This is a genomic window from Methanomicrobium antiquum, from assembly GCF_029633915.1.
GTDB lineage: Archaea > Halobacteriota > Methanomicrobia > Methanomicrobiales > Methanomicrobiaceae > Methanomicrobium > Methanomicrobium antiquum.
The window spans coordinates 1,830,957-1,856,426 of the sequence record NZ_CP091092.1; the positions used below are offsets into that span (position 1 = coordinate 1,830,957).

Genomic DNA, 25,470 nt, shown 5'->3' on the forward strand with positions numbered 1-25,470 from the left:
TCTATCAGGAGTTGTTGTGTTTTAGTTGTTGTTTGTTGTTGATGTAGTTCTTCAATCTTACACTTACTCCATCGTTGTGGTAATTTTACATGTCAGTTGTTTCAATTTGTTAGTCATTTATCTGTTAATTATTTCAGTATCTTTTAATTATTTCAGATTGCAGTTTTTTATTTAAGTTAAGATGCCTGTGCAAAAAGGCATGAGATTTGTGTAATAGCAAAAAAAAAAGAAATTAATGAGATTTAAGCAAGATCGTATTTATCAATTAATTCCTGCCAGTAAGGGTCTGCCATTAACTCGTCAATACCCTCGTTCATAGTCTCAAGAAGTAAAACGTCTGTTTTTCTGATTGCAACGCCATACTCTTCATTTGTCTCAATTGTTCCAAGTTTTTCGAGATCTTTTCCTTTGATTGATTCAATAATAACAGGTGTGTCATACATAACCGCATCAACACGTCCGTTTTCGAGATCTGTTATTGCAAGTGCAATACTGCTGTAAGACTGCTTGAGATTTTCCTCAGGCATAATTCCGGTATCAACAAGATATTCAGAGATCCATTCTGCAGCAGTGCATCCTGCCTGTGTGCCAATTACTGCCTTTCCTGACTTTATGTCATCAAGTGTAATTTCACTTCCTTTCTTTACAGCAACACCCTGATTTGCTATCCAGTAGGGCTTAGAAAAGTTTACTTTCTCAAGACGGTCAGGTGTAATTGTCATTCCGGAATAGACCATATCAATCTTTCCTGCAATAAGTGACGGAATGATACTGTCCCATGCCATGGGCTTAATCTCAACTTCAAAGCCTTTTTTATCTGCAATCCACTTAACTGAATCAACATCAAATCCCTGTGCATTGCCGTCACTGTCAATGAATGAATATGGCGGATACTCCCCGTCAATACCTACAACGACAGAAACAATTTTTTCTTCAACAATTACATCCACAGGTTGATCAGAACCATTTTCTGTGCCTGTACAGCCGGCGAATGCGACTGCAAAAAGAGCTGTAATAAAAACTAAGACAGCCAAAATCCTTTTGTCCATACTGAAATTTAGGGTTAAATAAATATAAAGAACTTATGAAAAGGTTTCAAATTAAAAGTTATATCATAAATCCCCTAATATCTTTTCAATTTCTAAAAAATTAAGAAAACCACTTCTATTTGCCAAACCACAACCTTCATGCCATGACATAGCATACCATACTATGAGCTTTTATGTTCTGGAACAAAGAAACCGAGACCTTAAAAGGAGATAAATTAGAGAAACTCCAGATAAAGCGTCTTAAGTGGACAATAAAACAGGCAGAAAATATACCATTCTATAAAAAACTGCTAAACGAATCCAAAATAAATGCCATAGACATACAAAATGTCAAAGACATACAAAAACTCCCGTTCACAAAAAAAACAGATCTTCAGGGCGGATATCCGTTCGGGTTTTTGGCAGTCCAAAAAAAAGAGATTGTAAGAATCCACACAACATCAGGAACAACAGGAAAACCAACAGTTGTCGGATATACAAAACAGGACATTGAGAACTGGTCAGAGTTAATAGCAAGAAATATGACTATGGTCGGGCTTACAGCCGATGATACCTTTCAAAACGCTGTCAACTATGGTCTTTTCACAGGCGGACTTGGATTTCACTATGGCGCAGAAAAAATAGGAATGACTGTAATTCCAAGCGGCACAGGAAATACCAAACGCCAGATTGAGATGATAGATGATTTCGGAGTCACAGCAATCCACTGCACACCAAGTTATGCAATGCACCTTGCAGAAGTTGCTGAAACAATGAATACAAAGCTAAAAACTCTCAAAACCGGAATGTTTGGTGCAGAGCCATGGTCTGACAACATGCGGAAAAACCTCGAGAGCAAGCTTGACTTAAAGGCATATGATTCCTATGGAATGAGCGAGATGTATGGCCCTGGTGCGGCATTTGAATGTCAGGAGAGAACCGGCCTTCACTTCTGGCATGATTCGTATCTGATTGAAATAATCGACCCCGACACAGGAGAGGTATTAGAGCCCGGACAAAAAGGAGAGCTTGTTGTAACTCCGCTTGTAAAAGAGGCAATGCCCCTTTTAAGGTACAGAACGGGAGACATCACAATGATCCTTGAGGATGAATGTCCCTGCGGCAGAGGACCAAAAATCGCACGCCTGACCGGAAGAAGTGACGATATGCTTGTAATAAGAGGAATAAACGTGTTCCCATCGCAGATAGAGCATGTCCTTCGCGCAATACCTGAAGTCGGCGAACAGTTTATGGTCTATGTGGACAGGGAAAACCACCTTGACGAGATGACAATTGAGGTTGAAATCAAAAGAGAATTTTTCAAAGGCGAACTTTCAGATCTTGAAAAAATCCAGAAGAAAATAATTCATTCATTAAAAGAAATACTAAATGTAAGAACCAAAGTTTCTCTTGTTGAACCCGAATCTCTTCCAAGATTTGAAGGAAAAGCAAAGAGAGTAATTGATAAAAGAGGAGACAAATTATGAGAGCATGGGACCCAAGAATTGAAGAAATGCCAATAGATGAGCTAAAAAAAATACAGTACAGGTATTTCAAGTCACTTGTGTACCGCCTGTACAGCTTCTCTGATTTTTATCACAGGAGAATGAAAGAGGCTAATGTTCATCCGGATGATTTCAATTCGTTAGAAGACGTAAAAAAACTGCCTTTCATGTATAAAACTGATCTTCGCGACAGTTATCCAAACAAAATTTTTACTGCATCAACAGATGAGCTTGTAAGATACCATGTTTCATCAGGGACAACAGGAAAACCAACAGTTGTCGGCTACACACAAAAAGACCTTGATCTATGGACACAGTCAGTTGCACGCTCCCTTACTGCCTGTGGTCTTGGAAGAGGAGATGTAATGCAGGTCTCTTATGGGTATGGTCTTTTCACAGGCGGACTTGGCCTGCATTACGGTGCGGAAAAAATAGGTGCAACAGTTGTTCCGACAAGTGTTGGAAATACCGAAAGACAGATTGAGCTGATGCAGGATTTAAATGTAACAGCGATTGCATGCACTCCTTCATATCTCAATCACATGGGGGAGGTTGCCGATAAGATGGGTGTTTCAATAAAAAACGACACACTCTTAAAAACCGCAATTTTAGGCGCTGAGCCATGGTCTGAGCAGATGAGAGATCATATCCAGAATAAAATGGGAATTTTAGCATACAATATCTTTGGAACATCTGAAATTTCAGGGCCTATGTTTTGCGAATGTTCAGAGCAGAACGGAATACATATCTGGGGCGATATTGCATACACAGAGATTATTGACCCTGAAACTCAGGAGGTTCTTCCGCCGGGTGAAAAAGGAGAACTTGTTATGACTGTTCTTCAAAAAGAAGCACTTCCGATGATAAGATACCGCATAGGAGACATCACCTATCTTGATGAATCACAATGCCCCTGCGGAAGGACTCATCCAAGAATAGGCCGCCTCAGCGGAAGGGTTGACGACATGCTGATTATAAGAGGAATTAATGTATTCCCATCACAGGTTGAACATGCCCTCATGTCAATTCCGGAAGTTTTGGGCCAGCACTTCATGATAATAGTGGAAAGAGAAGGAACTTTGGACAACATGCTTGTTCAGGTTGAACTAAAGCAGGAATTCTTCTCAGACAAAATAAATGATTTAATGGATATAAAGAGAAAAGTATCTCATACACTTAAAAACTCTCTTAATGTCAGCGCCGCAATTGAGATAATGGCGCCAAACTCACTACCAAGGTTTGAGGGTAAGGCAAAGAGGGTAATTGACAGGAGGAATATATAATGGACACTAAGGATTTTGTAATTAAGCAGATTTCGGTCTTTTCCGAGAACAAACCCGGCCGTCTTGCGGCAATTGCAAAAGCGCTTGAAGAAGAAAAAATAAACATCTTCGCCTTTTCAATCGCAGAGTCAAAGGGTTTTGGTGTTGTCCGCCTTTTGGTTGACAAACCTGAACCTGCCTTAAACAAGCTTGCCGCTATGGGTTTTATGGTATCTTTTACAGATGTAATAGCAGTTAACATGAAAGATGAACCTGGCGGATTATACAATACCGCAAAGATTCTTGCCGATGCTTCGATAAACATCGAATATGCCTATGCTTATTCGGGAAAGGATGCCGCGGTTTTAATTCTTCGTGTTGATAAAGTAGAAGAGGCAATCAAAGATATCAGAAATAATAAAGGTGAGCTTTTAAAATCAGAGATGTTTAAATAATTAAGGATTGGTTCAGGCAAATAGATAAAGTAAATAAGCAGGTGAGAATTAAAAAATATTTAAAGGTGAATTAATCACCTTTAATTTGCATCGGAATGACTTATTTAGGATAACTGATCTAACTTAGAATGAGTGATTTAAAAACTTTCAAATACCAACTTTTTTGATATAGCCGGTGAAATCTATTAAGGCTGGATCCATAGGGTAGAGGATATCCTTTTGGGCTTCGAACCCAAAGACGCGGGTTCAATTCCCGCTGGATCCGCTCAGTTTTAAAAGTTTTTTATAAGTTTATTTTTCCAGACTGTTTCTCATTCGATTTTGATATATGATACCTCACTGTCACCAATTTTAAGACAACTATCAATCTCAGATATTGCATCTGCAGTATCAGGCGATTTGGCATGAACTCTTATACTATAAGTGCCGGGCGGCATATCCTTTACAACAAATACTGCAGACTGCTCTTTTTCTTCAACAGGACCAAAAACAGGACTCATTGTTTCAAACAATATCCAGACATCGTCACCCTGTCTTAGATAATAGACATTTTGTTCTGCAGAATACTCTCCTGTGTAGTTAATATTCCATTTTAAGTCAAGTGCATCTGTAACAGTGGCCGTGTTTGTCGAGCGAAGATCTGATATAGAAAGGTCTTTGAAATCAATTCCGGTTGAAGTCTGGTTGTGAACTGCCGTAATAAATGTTTTTGGAAGAGACAGTTCGTCTGTTCCGTTGTTGAATTTAATTGTGGAGCCCGGACCAAAGATGTTTATGTTCCCGTCTTTTAATGCCCTGAGACGGAATGTGGTCTCCCAGGTTTCACCAAGCCTGACTGTTCCAACATCAAAGTCTAATGAACGGTTGGCACTCCACTCATCTCTATCATCAACAGTATACCTTGGGATAACAATCTCTGTCCTGTTCCACTTTGAGATTACAGTTGATCTGTCATTTGCATATACATATTCTAAAACAGGTTCGAACTGTGTGTTTGGAACGGTGATGTTGTTTAATTCAACATTTGTAAAATCAAGGTTCATCTGAGTGTTTACACCGGCTTCGGTCTTTAAATCGCCTGCAATCTCCCTGTAAACATCGTTGATGTTTGATGAATCCACATCATCAAAAAATTCACCCTCACTTTCTTCTGCCAAAAGTCTTAGTGTCCGGCGTCCTTCATATGACAGATCATTTCCAAACGCTATGGAATAAATTTTAATATTCTTTGATTTTGCATATTTTGCAAGATTCTGATTATCATATGATAAATCCGAAAACCTATAATAATTCTTGGTCAAATCTCCAAAATCACTGGGATATGAGGTAAAACCACTTCCTCTTGCAAGAGGATCGCCGTAATAGTTGTAGTCACCGTCAGATAAAACTACAACTGCCCTTACTGCATCCTCTTTTCCATTTTCAATCAGCTCTTTTAGTGCAAGATAAATGCCGCCCCGCATAGGAGTGCCCTGCATTGGAACAATGCCTGAAATCGTATCATAAACATTACTGTAATCTGGAGTCAGACCAATATCCAGTGTCGCATAATCTGAATAATCTGTGCCGTTGTTTGGATAATTCTGACTGATGTATGTTATATCCTCCTTTGAGATGTACCGGGAATATCCGTCATATCCTGCCCAGTAAAACATCCCGTAATTCCAGATATCTGACCAGCCTTTGTTTCCAAAAGTTGTAAGTCCTATTCTGTCACGCTTCTCGCTCATTGAGGATGTAAACTCTTTCATTGCATCCATTACAACGACCATTCTGTCAGGATAATCCTTTAGCATACTTCCTGATCTGTCTGCAGATAAAACAACGTCAATCGGGTCAGGCTGAAGCGCCCACCCGTCTCCTATTAAACGGACAGTCACATCAACAGTGTCATTTACAGAAACAGTTTCAGGAGTTACTTCAGACTCAACTGAAAGATATGGAAAGTTCTTCCATTCGAGAATAATATCTCTTTCAGTCGATACTCCCTCCATATTTTCCCAAACAGCCCTTACTGTGCAGTTTGCAGATGCCTGTAGTTCATATAAGGGATCATTTGTGTCATAGATAAAAGAACCCGGAATAAAGTCGATTACTGCATATCCGTCCTCATTGGTTAGAGCAGATGGTTCTGAAAGAGAAGGAGAGGATGTTGAATAGGAAGGATATGACCCGTCTACTATTGAAAAGCTGACAGTTTCGTTTGCAACAGGATTTCCTCTTTCATCAATTACTTTTGCACGGACTGCAGAGGTTCTGTCTGATGAAACATCATAGCTTGGCATAACTTCAGGGTTTGCAGTCAGTATCATGTCAACAGGCTCGGTGCTGTCAAACATGATTCTCTGCTCGACATACACAGATTCGTTGTCAACAGAATATGCAACAAGTGTTATCACACTCTTCTGTGAGGTAGGGCCATATGAAATGCTTACCACACCATTGTCCATATTTGATGTTCTGTAGAAATCCGCATCATTTACATTTGAGCTTTCTATGTGAATGGTTCTGTTTCCGGCCGGATTTCCATATTGGTCAAAAAGATAATAATTTATGTAAAATTTGCTCTCTTCATCAGCAGGAAGATATGGTGTTTGTCCATTGTTCGGACTTACAGAAGCGATTATAGAAAAAGGCCATGCATTTCCAAGACCCATAATCGTTCTGTACTGAGGCTCTATTCCATTAGGCGGATATAGTGAAATTTCATTGTTGCCGGGAACTTTTGATACACGAAGAAGAGCTGATGCGGCGCCTGATGAATTCACATACACTTTTGTGTAGTTTAAAGTGTAGTCTGCACCGTCAAAGAACAAAGCGTCTTGAGGACTGCTGTACATTTCGATGAATTCAGGCGATATTGAATCTTCTTCTTCATATCTGCTGTCAATTAAGTTGCCATATCTGTCAGCCATAATGACAGTCACAGGGGTATTCTCATTAACTGTGACTTCGTTTAAATAATTGACACTTAAAATTTCATGCGGCACTGTATGATCGATTTTTTGGTTTATGTTTTTGGTGATTGTTCCTGTATTTCCTTCACTATCATTATAGCTGACAATAGCCTCTATATTTGCAGTACCACTTACAGTTGAACTAAAATATGTAATAAATGGTGATGAAGATACGGTTTTTTGAGATACATCACCAAATTTTTCTGACTCAGTGCACCTGAATTCAACATTTGTTATTGTACATGATGAATTAAGAAGAGAGACAGAAATAGTTGCAGATCCACCTCCGGCAGAAATCCAGTCACTGTCAGATTCTATCACAATTTCTGTTTCTTCAAGTGCACAGGCAAAACCTGTAAGAAGAAATGCTGATATTATCAGAAACGAAAACAAAATTATTTTTTTATCCATTTTAAATCACCAAAAACAATGAAGATTATTACGTAAATTTAAGCACAAATTTAAACACGTTATTTACCAGGTAATTTTGCATATAATCGTAACATAAATTTAAACCTTAAATTAATACGACATTGGGGCAGATCAGAATTTTTACACTAAATTCTACTATGCCGGATTATAATATACTAAATTCTGCCTGTACATTCTATATATAGATTGATAATCAAAAAAATACAGGAAATAATATTTCAATTTTTTAAATTTTTTTCATGAAACAATTGTTTTGCACATTATTATCTTAAAAATTGCAAACTCAATATAACTCAGTAAAAATAAAGTTTAAGCTGAAAATATGATGTATAAATTAAAAATTAAGTTTTTAACCGGAGTTATAGTCCGCCGCCATCATAACGTCTCGGAGGACGCTTCTGATTTCTGCCTCTTGTTCCACCATTTCTGAACTTTAAATTGTATACAACAAATCCTAAGATCAAAATCGCAACAGCAATTATTCCTATAAGCAGGAAGTCAAATTTCTTTTCAAGGACAAAGGTTAGTGTCATCTCAGTGCTTCCAAGAGGAACCTGTCTTGTGTCACTGAACTCGTTGTATCCTTCAGCTGTAACATAGAAATTGTAATCGGCGTTTCCGATAAGTTCGGTTGTTATCATTCCTGTATTGTCAGTAATTCCAAGGCTGTTTCCATTCGCTGAAACTATAGCGCCTGACACTAATTTGTTATCCTTGTCCTGGACAATAATTTTCACTGCTGATTTTGAATAATCAAGTGTTACTATTATGTCATCAAGACTTCCGTCAATGTTTTCAGTTATTAAATAATCATTATATCCGGTCTTTTTAACAAGAAATTCATGGTTTCCTGAAGATATTTTAGTAACTCCGCTTCTTCCGTATGCATCAGAGACTCCATAGAGATTTTGATCTATGTAGATTTCAGCGTCAGATATGGGGCGTTTTTCATCGTCATATACAGAAACCGTGACTGGATAGAGATTTTTGGAAAGTGTTACAGTGTATAGAATTTCATCGTTTGAGAAGAAGTGCTCCTCTTCGAATGATGCGTATTGACTTCTTTTTACTTCAACATTGTAGGTTTTTTCATGCTCGATATTTAAAGTGACTTTGCCTGACGAGCCTGTCTCTCCGGCAAGCTTTCCGTCAATATATATCTCTGCATCGGCAAGAGGTGTGTTCGCAGTATCTGATTCGCCGTCAAAAATCTGGAATATTACAAGATCGTTTCTCTGAAGAAGATAATCAACAGTTTTGGATTCATCATTTATCTCAACGTTTTTCGTGAGTGTTTCATAACTGTTGAGCTTAACAGTAATTATATATGAAGAATCAAGGGATACTTTGAAATCAACAGTCCCGTAGTTATCTGTTGATCGTGTCTCATCAATATTGTCACCTGTTATTGTTACAAGTGCGTCATCCAAAGGTTCAAGTGATTCAGAATCCAGGATATTTATTGTGAGTGTTCCCACTTCAGGCGTCATTTCAGCATCAAGAGAGGTTTTTCCACTTGAAACCTGTGTGCTCCAGTACTCATAACCAGTCTTTTTTATACCAATTCTGTAGCTTGAGGAAAAACTATGTGTGTATTCAAAATAACCGTTGGTGTTTGTAGTTCCAACGTAACTTCCGGCGATGTAAATTGATGCACCGGAAACAGGCAGATTATCAGTTTCGTCAGTTACAGTTATAGAAATGGTTGTGGTTGCCTGAACAGTACAGCATATCGCTCCCATAAACAACAGGAGTGTCAGAAAGCAACGAATATTCATGAATTTACTTTAATTTTCATTGTTTTTATATTATGCGGATAGTATTGGATAAAAGCACAGATGGACAGCTTTGTAATTCAATCGGATTTTAGGTTTTTGTAATAGTTTACCATGAAAACGTCCATGAAATTATATTTCATGTAAAACCAAATCTGATTTTCATGAAACACTGCATGAAAAATTTGTTTAATGAATTTTTTTTAATCATTTTTAACTGAATGCTAAAAAATTGCTATAAATTTATGAAATATCTGTTCTGAAAATCACGTTGTGATTAATATTGTAGTCAATATTTTAAAAAACCTTAATTGTTAAAAAACTTAATCATTCATTTTTGCGATGAAAAACGCCCATAATGTGGGTCTTACACCATAACATAAATAATCAATTTGTGATTTACATTAAACTTTTGCATGAAACATTTGTTTCATAAGTGTTTTTTAAAATTTCAAAAAAAAAGTTTTGATTTTAAGATTTTAGTCCTTTCTCATTACAAGTGCTGCGACTGCGCCGAGGCCTGCAAGTGCAACAAGTACTCCAAATCCTGGTGATGCTGTTGGCTCAGGTGTTGGTGTTGTTGGTACTGTTGTAGGTCCTGTTGTTGGTGCAGTTGTAGGCTTGTCTGTAGGTGCAGTTGTTGGTGCACTCTTGAGGACATTGAATGTTGTTGTTGCAGTTACATCTGCTTCAATTGCTTCGACGTTTACAATGTACTCGTCTGCCTTGAAGGTTGATGCATCTACGTCAAGTGCCCATTCGTTGTATGAGTCGCCTTCTGTTACCTTAACAGTGCTTGAGACACCGGAGAATTCTCCACTCTGTGTCTTCTCTGTTGGCTGGAAGGATGAAGATGTTACTTCTACAATCAGGTCATCGTCGATTGCGAGGTTTGTTGTACCTGTAATCTTGAACTGGTCACCGATGTAGTGGTCACCAATTGAGTTGATCCTGATCCATGGCTCTTCAATTAAGAATGTGAGCTTGGTGTATGTATCATCAATGTCCGGGGAGTTAATTGCATTAATAAGTGCTGTTGCAGCATCTGATCCCTGCAGTTTACCGCTTCCCCAGATTACGAACTGGTTGTTTATCTTATCTGAGTTCTTTGCCTTACCCTCTACATAGGTGTATGATGCACTTGTAGCGTTTACGTAGACATCAAAGTCACCATTGTACATCGGGTGCTGGACAACAACGAAGTACTGTCCGGATGCCATATCAGCTGTAGCTCCTGATGCAATCTCTTCTTCGAAGGATCCGTCATCATTAACTGTTGTTGTTACAGCAGCACACTTTGTAAGATCTGTGTTTTCACCATTCCAGTAGTTCTTTCCAAGAATCCAGATTGCCACACCCTTTGTTGGGTTGCCTTCTGCTGTTCCGCGGATGTAGAACTTGTCACCTTTTGCAACTGTTGATGCTGAAACTGTTGCTGTTACGAACGGTTTCTTGACAACAATTGAAACTGTGTCATACTTTCTGCCTGAAAGGTTGCTCTTTATAACATTCTCTGCAACAGCGTAGATTGTGTATGTACCTGCATCTACACCAATTGCTGATGTATCCCACTTGTACTCCCATGTATCATCAGTCTTTACTGATTCTGAGAGATAATCTGTACCTGCTGTTCCAAATGGATTTACTGTATGTGCAGGCTCAGTTATCATTCCACCGCTTGTCGGAAGGTTTGGACCTGTGATAAAGAGATATACATCATCGGAGTCGGTGTTTGTACCTGAGAGGACAACTTCCTCACCAAGATAGTATGAACCGTCACCGGATGCTGTAACTGTAACAGCTCCCTTCTCTACTTTTACCTTAACGGTATCATAAAGCTGTAAGTTGCTAAGATCGTGCTTCTGTGCACGGATAGTGTATGTAGAATCACTTGTGTCAGAGTCAGTTGTGAAACCTACTGTGATTGTACCAGATGCACTTGTTTTTACCATTGCATATCTGTCAGCACCGTAAGTATCTGCTATTACTGTGGTACCACTCTTGTATGCAAAAGCTGCAGCAGATGCATCATTAATAGTTACATCATCCTGACCAACAGTGATTGTTGGGGGTACGTTTGAAGAACCATTTGTTCCGGAGATCCACAGAGCATAGTCTGTCTTTGGAGCAGCATCAACAGTTATTGCAAATCCATTTCCACGAACAACAGTTTCCTTATCTGCTGTAATTGAAACAGTTTCCTTGTCAACTGTAATGGTTGCAGTGTTTGATACTGTCTTTCCAGTAACTGATCCAAGGTTGTCCTTCATAGCGTTAAGGTTGGACTCAGCCCAGATCTTGTATTCTCCAGCTGAATATCTGGTAGAATCTAAATACCATGTGGATATTGTTGAGCTGGCGCCGGATACATTGTTGACATACCAGGTCTGAACATTTGGCTGCAGAGCAGAAATTGAGTTCAGGACTGTACCGTTCCATAACTTGTTAAGAGTTGCTCCATCAGGGTTTTCTACGTAGAGATTAAGACCAGTTGAATTGTCATACTTATCATCACGTGCAAACATCTTGTAGAAGTTAGAATCAATTCTGAGTACTACATTGCCTTTTGAAATAACTTTCTTACCGTCAAGTGATGTTCCGGTTGTTGACCAGGCAGTTACACCAAGGCTTGGCTGTTCAACTACAAATGCTAATACAGCTGTACCAGTAATAGGACCAGTTCCGGTATTTTGATACCAGGATCCTGTTGCACCGCTGAAATCAGACGGGTCAACAAAGAAATTGCGCATAAGACCTGCAGTCATATTAATGCTCTTTGTTGGTGCATCAGTGAATGCTGTACCTGGTGCCCAGTATGATATATATGGCTGGGAATTAACCGCAGTCTCAATATTCAGACCGGATTCTCCTATAAAGACTGTTTCTCCTGCGCTAATATTCTTTGAATATGCATCGGCAGCCATTGCCGGTGCTACTGCAAAGAGTGCAAGCACTAAGAGAGATAACAGTGCTATTCCGAATTTTTTACTTGTCATTTAAACCTCCTTAACATACGATTTAAGGATCAGGCAATCAATCTTGATCGACATTTGTCGAAAAAGGATTCACCTTGCCCCATACTCCGAACGACGGAATATAGAGGAATATTTGTAGAACACCTAATATATCCTTTGTGGTTGAAAGAACGCAAAGGGAATTATAAAGAGACAACAATCCAGAGCTATTTTGTCCGGCATTAGGTCATGTGTGATTGCATAACTATAAAGACACGACGAATATAATACAAATTGTCTGTTTTTGTTTTGAAATTAAGATCGACAATTACCTAAATTAACATTTAATTTCTGATTTTAAAAGATCTGTTCTTTTTAAAAATATGCGCTTTTTTTTGTTTTTCAAAACCACCAATTCAAAAACAAAACATAATAGGTTTTAATCATTAAATCAAGGCAGTTTTACCTGCAGAAACTCAATTTTTGAGGATTATGATTTGCTACCAAAGTCAATTAGAAATCACCTGGCAATTGCTATGAAAACGTTCATTAAATTATCATACCATGTAAACCTGCAGGATGGATGCATTTTTTATCACACAAAAATCCTGATAAGTTTATCCGGAACCTTAACTTTCATTGCAAACGCACATGAAATTATATTTTATGCTAACTGTTTCATGTAAGTTACGAAGTAACTTTCATGTCAATTACAAACTTTTCTATTGTTACTGACTCTATTGATACTGATTTTGACTCTATTTTTTGACTCTATTGATACTGATTTTGACTCTATTTTTTGACTCTATTGATACTGACTTTGAATCTATTTTTTGACTCCATTGATACTGATTTTGACTCTATTGATACTGACTTTCCTGTTAAATTGCCAAAATCGGCTACAAAAATTTCAATTAACACTTTTTCTGTCAAAATTAACTCTTTTAACCCAAGATGTAACTACCACATCCAACTATCACTTCCTTTTTTGTCCCTGAAGGCATCAGAAAAGGAGTCAGGAGAAAGATCCATTTCGTCACTTTAATTAATCTGTACGCACAATTATGTATAGCATCTTACAATTAGAAGAATAAAATTTACTAACTGGAAAAGATGTGCTAATAAAAAATGGCTAAGTAAAAGCTCAAAAACATTTAAATCAACAAAAAAGAAGAGAACAAACCTTAAGTCCGGTAGTGTAGCGGTCAATCATGTGAGACTCTGGATCTTGCGACAGCAGTTCGAATCTGCTCCGGACTATTCTTTTTATTCTATTAAAACACTTTAATGAAATCTAATTATGAAATCTAATTTCATGAACGTTTTTAATCAAGTTTTATGCAATAATTAATCAAATCTGATTCGTTGATTTTCATCAATTTTAATACAAAAATGACTCTTCGCCATATTTCTGATCACCCTAATTTGGAATTGATTTGTCGCGATGTACACAATATCCCCGGGAACCGGAGGGGCTTAGCCCCCCTCCGGTGACCTATCGTAAGCGGGGTGGGTTTAAGGGAGGGGCCTGTCCCCTCCCTTGCTAATAATCGATTAGCTTTGATTGTCTTCCAGTCAAGGCCAGTAACCTAAGAAACTGATGAAATATTCCATATCAATAATCTTAAAGCCCACAAATGAGAACATAGATGTAATTGCAGAAATGCATTCCCTCCATTTGTAATGTTTATTGGACATATCATCATATTTGGAGGTTATTCTCTAAGTTGTTTCTTTTTTTGGATAGTCCTAACTTTCAGAAAAATGGAGAAGAACCACAAAAATTACATGAAATTATCATTTCATGCACCAGTTTCATGCAAGAAAAGCCGCTATAATTCCGGCAAGAAACACACCGTCAAATGTACCTGCACCTCCAATAGATGCAACAGAAGTGTTAAGCTCCCCCATTTTCTTAAGGTTTAAAATATCTGCACCAATAAGTGTTCCAATTGTTCCACTAATATATGCAATAACAGGTGCCGCAAGAGAAATTCCCCCTGACAGCAAAAGCCCGCATAAAAGTGCACAAAGCGGCGGAATAAAAATAGGCGTTGCAATACCAACGCCGGCAACAGGCTTTGCAGTCAGTTTTGTGACCGCTGATACAATTATTATCCCTATAAAAACCGAAATTATAATATTTTCCCATTCAGAGATTGAAAAAGCCTGAAACAAAAGGTATCCGGATACAATCACAGGGATTATACACCCTCCGACATTTAAGGCAATTGTTGTATCAGTCGAAAACTCAGGTGCACGATAAAGCCTGTCAGTCAAATATCCGTGAGGAACGCGGACAAACTGGGGATTACTTTTTATTCTGGTTACAGGCAGATTTATGAAACTTCCAATAATCATTGCAAATACCAGAAAAATTATCTGCCAAAGACCAAATCCAAGTTTGTAAAGCGCACCTCCGATAATTCCGAGAAACATAAAAGGAATCAGAAGAATTAAAAACAATATCAAAAATATCAGAAGAAAAACTGAAAGAGGATTGAAAAAATATCGTGCCATTAAATTAATTTCTGATTTTATCTGACATTAATGATTACGCTAAAAATTAAGACTCTTCGCCATATTTCTGATCACCCTAATTTGGAATTGATTTGTCGCGATGTACACAATATCCCCGGGAACCGGAGGGGCTTAGCCCCCCTCCGGTGACCTATCGTAAGCGGGGTGGGTTTAAGGGAGGGGCCTGTCCCCTCCCTTGCTAATAATCGATTAGCTTTGATTGTCTTCCAGTCAAGGCCAGTAACCTAAGAAACTTATGAAATCTTCCATATCAATAATCTTAAAAGCCCACAAATGAGAACATAGATGTGAATGCAGAAATGCATTCCCTCCATTTGTAATGTTTATTGGACATATCATCAGATTTGGAGGTTATTCTCTAAGTTGTTTCTCTTTTTGGATAGTCCTGACTTTCAGAAAAATGGAGAAGAACCAAAATTAAAAATTCATTTAGTTATTTTCACAGCGGCCTTTAAAGCAGGCAAATCATTTTCTATTATATTCATAATATGGGATTCAATATTCTCTATAGATTCCATAATATGAATAAGATAAAGATTATCATCTTTAACGACTCTCAAAGAGATACTGCCTCCTTCTGAACATTTTCTTTAATATACCGGTGGAGACTCCCTTCTGTAACAACATCTACTTCATGCCCAAGAAGATCTTCAAGATCCTGTTTTAATGCAATATGATCAATTAGTGATCTGTTCTGTTCGAATTCAACAAGAAAATCTATATCACTGTCTGATTTATCTTCTCCGCGAACAACAGAACCAAATAATTTAATCTTATATGCACCATGCTCCGCAGCAATCTCTAAAATCCGATCTCTGTTTTTTTGAACCTGATTATAGACACTCATCAGAACAACTCAAATTTTATTTACCATTTGTGACATAATAAGATTTCCGGCTGTAATTAAATGCAAAATTGAAAAACAAGACTTACATAATTTTCCTACAGATTATGCACGCATGATCATGGTGATATGGTTCAAGCCAGCAGGCATCCAAAACACTAAGACCGGATTCTTCAAGTTCCTTTAGCGTATCCAAAAACACATTTTTTGGGTCAGTTGTAACATCGACACTTCTTGTTTTAAGCATTAAAATTACAATACCATTGGATTTTAAGAATGGCAGGTTTTTAACCGCGATTTCGGCCTGATTGGGCTGTGCAACATCCTGATAAATCATATCAACAGATTCAACAAAGGGTGCGTATTCTACCGGATTTCCTGCATCGGCCATGATTGGAATAATGTTTTTTCGTCTTCTGCTGACCTCTATTAAGTCCTGCATGGGTCGTGGTGCAAATTCAACAGCATAAATACATTCTGTATAATCGGCAAAGTGAGAGACTGTTGTTCCGTTGGCCGCTCCAAGATAAAGAACCTTTAAGTCCTCTGTTAACTCTGTTTCAGGTTTATCTGACCTAATCATCGCAAGTGCGGCAAATTTGCTTCTGTAAGGATCCCATACTCGAAATCCTTTCATCATCTTTTCGCCGTAAACCCCGCCCTGACCTTTAGAGACCAAAACACCATCAACTCTGATCATTTCTTAACCTCCTCTCCAAGTGAGAAAACATAGTCAATACGCTTCTGGGCGCCTTCAATGAACTCAGGAACAATCTCACCTCTGAAATAGTCCAGCTTAGCCGCAATTGCAAGCTTCCCGCCAAGAACACGAGATACTTTGCCTCTTACCTTTGACTTTGAATTATGAATCCTCCTGTGCTGAAATATAATGCCATGCTTTGGCGGGGGTGTATTTCCGCGAAGGTGAGTAAAAAGAGCACTCTCAGCACCAAGAACCTGAATTGCTGATGCAGGCATCCTTGACATCTGATGCAGGCTTCCAGCCCGCGATATCAGTCTTGCCGCAACAAGGCCGCCGACAAGTGCACTGCAGTTTGGAGCGATTATATCAGCTCTTCCTGAAATCTCTTTCATAAGGCGTGTTCTTTCAGATGAAAGCCTGTCGATTTCATAACCAAGCCTTCCAAGAGAATTTTTTTCACGTCTGATTATGGCAATCATACGTTTTGCACTGATAGATTTGTATTTTCTTGAAAATTTGGGGTTTTGAACAAGATACCACTCAGTCGCCCTCTCAATTAAGAGGTTGATTACATGATCCATCTCATCAAGCATCCTTACCATCTGAACAAGCTCAATGTCGCCTTTTGTATAATGTGCCCTAATCTTCTCCTCTGCCAGAGATATACAGAGCAGGCGAAGTTTTTCCAGATATTCATCCCTGTTTTTGAAAGCACCGCATTTAACCGCAGTCTCAAACGAAAGCGGCACAAAATCGTCCATATTTATATCAATATCATGATATCGTGCAACAAGAAAACTTATTTCTCCGGTTGCCAAAACACAGGCGTCATCAGAATTAATATCCCCAAACCAGTACTGCATAATTGCTAATTCATTCTGTTTCCAATCCGGCATTAAATGTCTCACAAAGTCTCTTCTGTCCCGCCAACATCTCTGCGAATATCTGATTTATATATCGGGCAAAAAGCAGTATGTTCAGGCAATCAATAATCCATGCTATCAATTATCTAACCTCTCAAAATCCAGGCAATCACTATGGAAGACTACTACCACTACTACTACTACTACTACTACTATGGAGGAATACTGCTTTTTCAGATAAAATGAAATATACCAAATTCAAAAAAGGTAACCAGTTAGTCAGACAGATACAAAACATTTAGAAAGAGAATTTATAGGAAGAGAATTTGAAATCTGAGACATTATATGATTATTACATTTATTTTGTTTATCGCAGGTCTTTTACTGCTTGTGAAAGGTGCTGATTATTTCGTCGAGGGAGGAGGCGGACTTGCGGCAAGATATGGAGTTTCTCCAACAACAATCGGCCTTACAGTAATTGCTTTTGGAACATCTCTTCCCGAATTTGGAGTGAGCATAAATGCACTGCTTTCAGGAGATCAGGGAATTGCAACAGGAAATATCATAGGAAGTAATATCGCAAATATCGCACTTGTATTAGCAATATGCGCTTTTATTAAACCTGCAATTGTTCATAGTTCAGTTGAAAGAAAAGGAAGGTTTTCTCTTGGCGATGAAGCTTATTTAATGATTGCCGCAACTGTTATCTTCGCCGCATTTGCAGTTACAGGAACAATAGGTTTTATTGGAGGAGTTGTATTTCTGACTGCATTCATACTAATTCTCATATATCTGTGGAAGAATGGTGCGGTTGAATCAGAGGATGTCATATCACACGGTAAAAAAGATTATATATTTATCATCGGCGGACTTTTAGGAGTCGTAGCAGGCTCACAGCTTCTTTTAATGAGCTCAATATCAATCGCACAATTTTTCGGGATTCCATCTTTTATTATTGGAATGTCGATGGTTGCAGTCGGAACATCACTTCCTGAACTTATGACCTCACTTGTTGCAATCCTAAAAAATCAGGGCGGAATTTCGGTTGGAAACCTCTTTGGGAGCAATATATTCAATCTGTTTTTTGTCCTTGGAATAGGAGCTTTATTAACTCCGGTTACAATTCCCTCATATTCTGATGTCTTAATAATGTGTGGTTTTACAGCCGGAGGCCTGTTGTTATTTGCAGGAAATGAGAAATTCACAAGATTCTTTGCAGTTGTTCTGCTTGCAGGATACTTTTTGTATATGGCTCTTTTATTCATGTCCTGAAATAGGATTATTAATTCAGATTATTGAAAATGACCATAAAATCACAGGAAGCATGACAGAACCCATGCATGGAACTCTCCTGATATTTACAATTCCGGGTACACATCCCGTAATTGTGGCAAGAATCAATATTAAAATTCCAAAAGGACCTGTGAAACCAAAAATTAATACAACCATGAAAATTATAACTGAAAAGCTAAGTCTTCTCACATTCCATCCGGAAAATAACTTTCCAAAACGCGAAAATAGATTTGTCAGAAGATAACCTGCAATCGCCGCACAAAAACCTGCTGACAGAATAAAAGATATTGGCGGAAGATTTTCAAGATGGGAAAATGCAGTCATAACACCGTTTCTCATCCGCGATACTGCATAAAACGCGGCAATAGAGATAAATGCATTCGCAGTGTTTGCCGCGCTTGTTGCAACAATAAACCCCTCTCCCTCTTTATCTATTTTAATAGCAGATGCCAAAACAGCGTTTGCAGAGGCATTTGAAAGCCCGGGAAGCCACCCAACAGCAGAGCCTGCCAGAGTGCCTGCAACACTGCATTTTAAAATATCCATTCTTTTCGTATTTATGCCTTCAAACTTCTGCTCAGGCATCTTTCCATCCGAAGATGCTATCAATACTGATATTCCAAAAAGGCCTGTCAAAAGCGGCATTAAAACAGAGGCCTGTGCTGAAAAACCAGAACATATCCATGAGTATTCGAATGCAAACAATCCTAAAATTCCGGAAACCATGAAAACTGCAAATGACCACTCCGGAGATTCTGAATACACAATCAAAATACCGGCTACAATTATCAGAATTATTCCAACCCACCAGTCGATATACTGCTGGATAGAGGGAAGATATAGCATAAAAACAATGAGGAAAAAAAGGCCGAATACACTTCCATATGCACTTCCAAGCGCTGATAACCGGACTGCTTTTTCTCCGTGACCTTTCAGGCAGAGCCTGTGTGCCGGAAGAACACTAAGAGCAGTGTCTGCATCAGGTATTCCAAAGAATGTTCCCGGAACTATATCTAAAAATGTGTGAACAACAAGTGCGGCAATTAACGAGACTGCCATTGCGGTCTCTCCAAAAATGGCCAGAAATCCGGTTTCAACAGAGAGAAGCAGTCCTGCCATCGTATTTGAGTGAATTCCCGGAATCAGACCGCTTATCATTCCAAGAATTATTCCAATGCAAAGGCAGAAGATTATCTCTATCATACAGGCATTATCCGTTATGCTTTGATTATACACACCATATTTGAGTATTATTCATTATGCTTTGATTTTACACACCATATTTGAGTATTATTCATTATGCTTTGATTATACACGTCATATCTGAGTATTATGGATAATCCTTTGATTATACACGTCATATCTGAGTATTATGGATAATCCTTTGATTATACACGTCATATTTGAGTATTATGGATAATCCTTTGATTATACACGTCATATTTGAGTATTATTCATTATGCCGGTCTATACAATCAATATTTAGCAATATTCGTTATATCGCATATGCAATATAGAGATTTTTAAACGATTTTTAGAAATATTGAGAATTTTATGAATTTTCAAAGATTAAATAAAGTGTTTCACATTTACCATGATGATCAAATCATGATTTTCATTAAACTGTACATGAAAAATTTGTTTCATGAACGTTTTTTAAAACGATTGGATTAATCAATGGATAAAACAGGTAATGAATGAAACATTTGCTTCATCAGAATTTTATTTTTTAGTTAGCATATTTTTTTGGCATATTGTCTTAGCATATTGTCTTAGCATATTGTCTTAGCATATTTTCGTTTTTGAAATCCTTTATTGGAATCTTTTATCTAAATTCCCAACATATTCATCTGCCAATGATAATTGCAGTTACACGTCTCAAAGAAAAGGCCGGAAAAGATGAAAGTCTTTGCAAAAAATATGGTCATGACTGCCGGACAGTATCTCCAATGGAGGCCAGAATTTATACAGAAAAGGTGCTTGAATTTGCAGAAAAAGCCAACAAAAACGAATTTGACTGTATATTTTTCACAAGCGCTCTTCCGGCAGAAGCAATAGGGCCGCTTCTTAAAAGATGGCCGAGAGTTGTTGCAATAGGCCCGCAGACTGCAAAAACACTTCAGGGTTTTGGAATCAGTTGTGAAATTCTGCCCAACTTTTATTCACGCGATTTTGTTCCTTTTCTTGGAGACTGGATTTACGGCAAAAAAATCGGTCTTCCCCGGGCAGACGTTTTAAATCCCGCACTTATCAGTGCTATAGAAGATAATGGAGGGATTGCAATGGAAACTCCCATTTATGCACTTGAGCCTTCGAATAAAGAACTTTTACTGACAGAGTGTGATGCTATATTGTTTACAAGCGCCAATTCTTTTACATATTCCATCTGGGACAAAAAAAGTGATATAATACCGGTTGCAATCGGAGATATTACTGCTCAGAGAATGATTGAGGCAGGCGTAAAACCAAAAGTTGTCGGTGACGGCTCACTTGAAGGAACACTTAAGGCTCTTAATGATTACATCGCCGGCAGGCAATAATGCGAATATGCGAATTATTGAGCCGGTTTGTATTTTAATTAGTATTTATACGAAAATAAGAGCAAAACAGGGTATAACTGCAGGAAAATAAATTATCAAAAGTAAGCAATAAAAAAATGAATCATTCAATAACAGACCCGGAATTAAAAAAACTCCTTGACTGCGGAATAATCGCAATAGATAAACCGCAGGGGCCGTCAAGCCACCAGGTAACTGCATGGGTAAAGGAGATTTTAGGCGGCGATATCAAAATCGGACATGGAGGAACACTTGATCCGATGGTTTCAGGCGTTCTTATAATAATGCTTGGAAGAGCAGTCCGCCTTGCACCAGTTATACTAAAACACAGAAAAGAGTACATCGCTGTTTTAAGACTTCACGATGATGTTTCAAAAGAAGATGTTTTAAGAGCGGCAGATGAATTTACAGGCAGAATCTATCAAAGACCACCCAGAAAAAGTGCTGTTCGCCGTCAGCTCAGAATCAGAAGAATTTATGAGATTGAGATTCTTGATTTTAAAGAACGTCTTGTTTTAATGCGGGTGGCCTGCGAAGCCGGAACATATGTTCGTTCTCTTTGTACCCATATGGCTTTATCAATGGGTGTCGGCGGGCAGATGGAGGAGCTTCGCCGTTCAAGGTCAGGTTCAGTCGTCCTTTCTGACACCTGCACGCTCCATGACTTAAAAGACGCCGCTGTTTTCGCATCCGAAGGAGATACTGAAGAGTTAAAAAAGATGATTCTTCCTGTTGAAAGATTAATTTCAGAGATTCCGATTGTAAAAATACTTGATTCTGCTGTAGAGGCAGTCTGTTCCGGTGCTTTGCTTGCCGGTGTTGGTGTTTCTGCACGTGAGAGCTATAAACGGGATGCAAGAGTTGCGGTTATAACAGAAAAAGGAGAACTTGTCTGCATAGGAAAAGCCCTTGTTTCCTCAGAGGAGTACAAGCTCGGCGATACAGGCCTTGTTGTCGCACCTCAGGCAGTCGTCATGAAAAGAGGAACATATGAGAAGGGCTGGGTTTCCAAAAATTCAAAAAAATCCAAAAATTCCAAAAAATCATACGATGAAAGATCAAATAGCCCATTAATAGATTCAAAACTGACACATAATGAGACCAGCGAACCAATAGATACTTCAAAAAAGATTAAAGACCGGAATATCTCTTCAGGAAGGGAATCTAATCGCAGGAATAAACAGGATAACAGACCTTTTAAAAGAATTACGAGAGCAGAAAAACAACGGGCTGATACAAAGTCTGCCGAAAAAAAGAGAACCGGAAAAATTTCGAAAACCAAAACTATCCCTGATAATGCTGTACCAAAAGTCCGCTCAGGGTTTCAGCCATATAAAAAGAATAAAAAATAATTCTGTCTGAAACTTACAAATCTTTTAATTTTCTTTGAATTTATTTTAAATTTAATTTTATTCCTTTTACCTGTACTTTAATTCCTTTCATGGAATTTTCATTCCTTTAAATTTTGCTTGAATTTTACATTTCATGTTCATTTCCGACTGACCTTCACTGTAGAATTTTTTGGCAGTTGTAAAAGGATAAAGTTAATAGATTGACAGTCATATTTGATAAGGCACTGACTATTCTTATGCTGAGGTAGTCTAGTCCGGTAGGGCGCAGGCCTGGAAAGCCTGTGGGGCTTACGCCCCTCGGGAGTTCAAATCTCCCCCTCAGCGCTTAGACAACTTGTTCAAAGACTTATCATCTGTTTTGTTAAAATTTACCTTTATGAGAAGACCAGTATCTTGTCTGGCGGAGAAGATACCTTTCCTCGTTATAATCGTTATACAGCTCTTTCTACCTTAGAAAACCAGGATCAATACTTCTATCTTTATCCTCATATTCACATCCTGGCATACGGAAAAGGCCGTAGAAATAACAAAATTTGAAAAGGAAATAATGCCCGGACTGCGAAGTTGTTGTCTGTCCGGCAGTATTCGCAGAACCAGAAACGTAGAGGAGATCCTGGATCTCGACATCGACCACCCGATACTAAAGAAAATTATTTTAAAATCTTTTGTTATTGTAGGCAAAGCCCCGCCGATTTAAAGAGAAGGAAGAGCGTTAACTATGGATTTTCACTTTTTCTTAATACGATCCTTTATGGCATTGTATTTTTTTATTATTTTTAAGTCTAAAGTAAGATTATAATTAAGTGACATTGTGTCACTCTCTTTGATAAAGTATTCAATCTCCTCTAAAATAGAATTTAATAGCTTATTTCTTATAATTTCAAACGAATCAAAATCAGTAGGATTCCTATTAAAAATAAAAGTCAAATAATAATTTAAATTGTTGTCAATATTTTTAATTCTTAAATTAATTCCTGTAACATACATTAATTCTTCTTTATTTAACCAATATAAAAATCCCTGCTGACAGAATAGATCATAAGAATTTAATTTAAATGAAGTATTTTTTAATAAACCAAAACTCCTAGCGTCCTCATTTTCTAGAATTTGGGTTATTTCTTTCTTTAATTCTTTTAATAAAACAATTGAATGCATTACTTCTAGATCAAAATAATCTACTAACTTGTTATATTCAAATTTTCGATTATATCTATGGCTCAAAATCATTAGTAAATATGCTGTAAAAACACTTGAGACAAAAGTTATCAGATAAGGAATGAAAGGAGGTATTTCTGTTATAGTAAATTCTATCAAGGGCTTAACCTCACAATAATAACATTAAGTTGAACAGGGAGCATAATTTAGTTATTGTTCATTCATCACATGAATTTTTTTAAAAGTCGATTTTGTCATAACACCCGTGAGCCTGCAACCACACTACTAAATTTATACTACAGTCATCAGAGAGATGAAAACCTAAAAAAAATCAATTTTAAAATTTGGGTCAATGTTTTCCTGGTAGAATCACTAACAATCAGGACTCTCATAAAATGCGGCGGGTCCTTTGATCATTGATAAACTTTATCCAAAAAAGCTCAAAACAGCCTTCTTTTCCAACCATACTTTTTTTGTTAAAAATCAGATTTTTAAATCTTAATCCAGGAAAAAAATTATTATTTTCTTTTTTTTATTGATTGTCAGTCCCCCTTATTGTATGCAATAATTATTATAATAAATCTTTAGTGATTATCACTAGGGATAGCTATTAATAATTACCTCACCATAATATCGATTAACTAAATCAACAACTCTGACTTTCAGGAAGTGACAACAATGACAACAAAAACAGCAAACAATCAAAGGCATTTTGCTTTAATTGTTGTTTTTAGTATTCTTTCAGCATTCATGGTAATCCAGGCATCAGCAACAGCACCTGAAACTGTAGCTGACACAGCGAATTTTCAGACAGATTTAATTGACATCCAATCAGAGGAGGCAGGCATAAAATACCCGAAAGTAAGCCTGCCTGACAGAAAAGGCGAAACCATAACGGCAGCACACGAATTCAGGTTCAACTCAGAATTAAGAAAAATAGAGGTTGAATTAGACAAAAACGAATACCTCGCCGCAGAGAAAACCAATAAAAACATTCGGGCAAAATCTTCAGGCATAAAGGCAGAAGACTGGACAGCAGGATACTACCAGACACTTATTACAGACAGCATTAATTTAAAAAGCTACAGTCAAATCACAAAAGAGCTTCGAAAAATCAAAAATGAAGAACAGCTCAACGACGACGAATATGCAGACCTCATAGTCACATTCGTCCAGTCACTGCCATATGAAACCACAGGTACTGCTCCAAAGTACCCGATAGAAACTCTGTATGAGATGAAAGGTGATTGCGATGACAAAAGTCTTCTGCTCTCAGCAATTCTCACACTCGAAGGCTATGATAATCAGATGATGTATTTCAAAGATGAAAGTCACGTTGCAGTCGAAATCCGCACCTCAAATCCCCCCCATGATTCTGAGTATGCATTCATTGAAACCACTGCAACAGGCCTTATAGGCATCATTCCGGAAGAGGTAAACAACCATCCCTTCAGCCCTAAAACCCCCATAACAATCCCCATATCACGGGAAGGAAAGGAGTATACATCATATGAACAAAACCTTCTCATACAGAACTATTTTGATGAAATTAAATCAGATATCGCTGAACTGAAATATGACAGCTCAGATGAATTAAAAGACCTCCATACGAAATACAACACAGTAACGAAAAACATCACAAACCGCGATTTTCTTTATGAATGGGTAATACAGCAGTAATTAATCTCCATAAGAAATGTCACAAAAAACGCTCTAAAAAAATTATAATGATACGTTTTAAAAAACATCTTCTAAAAATATTTACAAAAGCATAAAGCACATTTGCATAAAGC

General features: G+C 37.8%; 18 protein-coding genes and 3 tRNA genes. 11 read left to right on the forward strand and 10 right to left on the reverse strand.

The window, feature by feature from the left end:
* Nucleotides 1-242: 242 nt before the first annotated feature.
* Nucleotides 243-1,049 carry an ABC transporter substrate-binding protein gene (locus L1994_RS09055; RefSeq protein WP_278099121.1) on the reverse strand — a complete coding sequence of 269 codons (807 nt, stop codon included), beginning with the start codon at nt 1,047-1,049 and terminating at the stop codon, nt 243-245.
* A 173-nt stretch (nt 1,050-1,222) separates the two neighbouring features.
* Between L1994_RS09055 and L1994_RS09060 the strand changes: the two genes are divergently transcribed.
* The 4 genes from L1994_RS09060 to L1994_RS09075 all read left to right on the forward strand — a co-directional run bounded on the left by L1994_RS09060 (nt 1,223) and on the right by L1994_RS09075 (nt 4,515).
* The gene (locus tag L1994_RS09060; RefSeq protein ID WP_278099122.1) at nt 1,223-2,515 is read left to right on the forward strand and encodes a phenylacetate--CoA ligase family protein; all 1,293 of its coding nucleotides are present in this window, start codon (nt 1,223-1,225) and stop codon (nt 2,513-2,515) included.
* Nucleotides 2,512-3,816: a phenylacetate--CoA ligase family protein gene (locus tag L1994_RS09065; RefSeq protein ID WP_278099123.1), complete on the forward strand. Its 1,305-nt coding sequence runs from the start codon at nt 2,512-2,514 to the stop codon at nt 3,814-3,816. Before L1994_RS09060 ends, L1994_RS09065 begins: the two co-directional genes overlap by 4 nt.
* Nucleotides 3,816-4,250, forward strand: coding sequence for an ACT domain-containing protein (locus tag L1994_RS09070; protein WP_278099124.1), 435 nt, complete (start codon nt 3,816-3,818; stop codon nt 4,248-4,250). The genes L1994_RS09065 and L1994_RS09070 overlap by 1 nt, the downstream gene beginning before the upstream one ends.
* Nucleotides 4,251-4,443: 193 nt before the next feature.
* A tRNA-Arg gene (locus L1994_RS09075) sits at nt 4,444-4,515 on the forward strand.
* A gap of 46 nt (nt 4,516-4,561) precedes the next feature.
* Here the strand turns inward: L1994_RS09075 and L1994_RS09080 are convergent.
* From L1994_RS09080 to L1994_RS09090, 3 genes are all read right to left on the reverse strand, one after another.
* Nucleotides 4,562-7,618, reverse strand: coding sequence for a VWA domain-containing protein (locus tag L1994_RS09080; RefSeq protein WP_278099125.1), 3,057 nt, complete (start codon nt 7,616-7,618; stop codon nt 4,562-4,564).
* A 380-nt stretch (nt 7,619-7,998) separates the two neighbouring features.
* Complete coding sequence (locus tag L1994_RS09085; RefSeq protein ID WP_278099126.1) at nt 7,999-9,417, reverse strand: peptidase associated/transthyretin-like domain-containing protein; 1,419 nt, start codon at nt 9,415-9,417, stop codon at nt 7,999-8,001.
* A gap of 476 nt (nt 9,418-9,893) precedes the next feature.
* Nucleotides 9,894-12,410 (reverse strand): MEMAR_RS02690 family S-layer glycoprotein, encoded by a 2,517-nt coding sequence (locus tag L1994_RS09090; RefSeq protein WP_278099127.1) that lies wholly within the window; start codon nt 12,408-12,410, stop codon nt 9,894-9,896.
* Between the two features lie 1,145 nt (nt 12,411-13,555).
* Between L1994_RS09090 and L1994_RS09095 the strand changes: the two genes are divergently transcribed.
* A tRNA-Gln gene (locus tag L1994_RS09095) sits at nt 13,556-13,628 on the forward strand.
* 555 nt (nt 13,629-14,183) lie between these two features.
* Here the strand turns inward: L1994_RS09095 and L1994_RS09100 are convergent.
* The 4 genes from L1994_RS09100 to L1994_RS09115 form a co-directional block, all read right to left on the reverse strand.
* The gene (locus L1994_RS09100; protein ID WP_278099128.1) at nt 14,184-14,888 is read right to left on the reverse strand and encodes a DUF1614 domain-containing protein; all 705 of its coding nucleotides are present in this window, start codon (nt 14,886-14,888) and stop codon (nt 14,184-14,186) included.
* A gap of 577 nt (nt 14,889-15,465) precedes the next feature.
* Nucleotides 15,466-15,756 carry a nucleotidyltransferase family protein gene (locus tag L1994_RS09105; RefSeq protein WP_278099129.1) on the reverse strand — a complete coding sequence of 97 codons (291 nt, stop codon included), beginning with the start codon at nt 15,754-15,756 and terminating at the stop codon, nt 15,466-15,468.
* A gap of 82 nt (nt 15,757-15,838) precedes the next feature.
* On the reverse strand, nt 15,839-16,453 hold the full coding sequence (locus tag L1994_RS09110) for a fibrillarin-like rRNA/tRNA 2'-O-methyltransferase (RefSeq protein ID WP_278099130.1): 615 nt from the start codon (nt 16,451-16,453) through the stop codon (nt 15,839-15,841).
* The gene (locus L1994_RS09115) at nt 16,450-17,352 is read right to left on the reverse strand and encodes an NOP5/NOP56 family protein (protein ID WP_278099131.1); all 903 of its coding nucleotides are present in this window, start codon (nt 17,350-17,352) and stop codon (nt 16,450-16,452) included. Before L1994_RS09115 ends, L1994_RS09110 begins: the two co-directional genes overlap by 4 nt.
* A gap of 312 nt (nt 17,353-17,664) precedes the next feature.
* On the opposite strand from L1994_RS09115, the gene L1994_RS09120 reads away from it, so the two are divergent.
* Entirely contained in the window at nt 17,665-18,591 is a 927-nt protein-coding gene (locus L1994_RS09120) for a calcium/sodium antiporter (protein WP_278099132.1), read from the forward strand.
* 15 nt (nt 18,592-18,606) lie between these two features.
* On the opposite strand, the gene L1994_RS09125 is transcribed toward L1994_RS09120, so the two are convergent.
* Nucleotides 18,607-19,815, reverse strand: a complete 1,209-nt coding sequence (locus L1994_RS09125) for a tripartite tricarboxylate transporter permease (protein WP_278099133.1) — start codon at nt 19,813-19,815, stop codon at nt 18,607-18,609.
* 653 nt (nt 19,816-20,468) lie between these two features.
* Here L1994_RS09125 and L1994_RS09130 point away from each other — a divergent pair.
* The 4 genes from L1994_RS09130 (at nt 20,469) to L1994_RS09145 (ending at nt 23,219) form a co-directional block, all read left to right on the forward strand.
* Complete coding sequence (locus L1994_RS09130; protein ID WP_278099134.1) at nt 20,469-21,152, forward strand: uroporphyrinogen-III synthase; 684 nt, start codon at nt 20,469-20,471, stop codon at nt 21,150-21,152.
* Between the two features lie 77 nt (nt 21,153-21,229).
* Nucleotides 21,230-22,522 carry an RNA-guided pseudouridylation complex pseudouridine synthase subunit Cbf5 gene (locus tag L1994_RS09135; protein WP_278100837.1) on the forward strand — a complete coding sequence of 431 codons (1,293 nt, stop codon included), beginning with the start codon at nt 21,230-21,232 and terminating at the stop codon, nt 22,520-22,522.
* A gap of 238 nt (nt 22,523-22,760) precedes the next feature.
* Nucleotides 22,761-22,846, forward strand: a tRNA-Ser gene (locus L1994_RS09140).
* Nucleotides 22,847-23,069: 223 nt separating this feature from the next.
* Nucleotides 23,070-23,219 carry a hypothetical protein gene (locus L1994_RS09145; protein WP_278099135.1) on the forward strand — a complete coding sequence of 50 codons (150 nt, stop codon included), beginning with the start codon at nt 23,070-23,072 and terminating at the stop codon, nt 23,217-23,219.
* 29 nt (nt 23,220-23,248) lie between these two features.
* On the opposite strand, the gene L1994_RS09150 is transcribed toward L1994_RS09145, so the two are convergent.
* Entirely contained in the window at nt 23,249-23,836 is a 588-nt protein-coding gene (locus L1994_RS09150) for a hypothetical protein (protein ID WP_278099136.1), read from the reverse strand.
* Between the two features lie 519 nt (nt 23,837-24,355).
* Between L1994_RS09150 and L1994_RS09155 the strand changes: the two genes are divergently transcribed.
* Nucleotides 24,356-25,357, forward strand: a complete 1,002-nt coding sequence (locus L1994_RS09155) for a hypothetical protein (RefSeq protein ID WP_278099137.1) — start codon at nt 24,356-24,358, stop codon at nt 25,355-25,357.
* Nucleotides 25,358-25,470: the final 113 nt, after the last annotated feature.